The organism is Stenotrophomonas sp. P5_B8, from assembly GCF_054049855.1.
The window spans coordinates 1-539 of sequence record NZ_JBFULO010000885.1 but is presented as its reverse complement, the minus strand read 5'-3'; the positions used below and the strand labels follow the sequence as shown (position 1 = coordinate 539).

The following is a 539-nucleotide window of genomic DNA, read 5'->3' as shown; positions in this document are numbered from 1 at the left end:
GCTGCGTTGCATGCGCAGGCCCATGAGGAAGAGCTGCGGATAAGCATCACAATCGTCAACAGCTGCCATCTGGATACATCAGGCCGAGTGCCGTCCGCAAGTTGCACCGACTACCATCCGTTGGTGCTCCACCACTCGGACACTGCAGAGTTTGAGCGCTTGCTGAGCTCGGTGCCTGCCCCGCCCGGCGCGCCTGCCGAGAAGATGGTCGTCTTTGTCTTTTAGGGCACGAGAGCCAAAGAGATGCCTCGTTGGCTAGGGGATTGCCTCTAATCCAGCGAGCATCAGATGCCGCGGCCCTGCTAGCACTTGGAGTAAGCCAAGCCCCGGAGGTGTCAACGCCGCGATGAGATCAGTCGACAGCGACCCTCTAGGTGCTGGGAAGATGCGGAGTAGCATGCCAGGAACGAGCGCTGCGCCCCATTCACTCGACGGACAGCAGGAACGGTTTCAATTTAGACGTGCGGACTGAGCGCTCTTCCGGGGGGCCCCTTCCCGAACGTGACCTCTCGGGCGTATGGTTGCAATCACCCCCCCAC

Annotated in this window: 1 protein-coding gene; it reads left to right on the top strand. The window is 60.9% G+C overall.

The window, feature by feature from the left end; translation table 11 throughout:
* The coding region (locus tag ACXJKH_RS22000) for a hypothetical protein (protein ID WP_457322567.1) at positions 1-225 on the top strand (225 nt) is incomplete at its 5' end.
* Positions 226-539 lie beyond the last annotated feature (314 nt).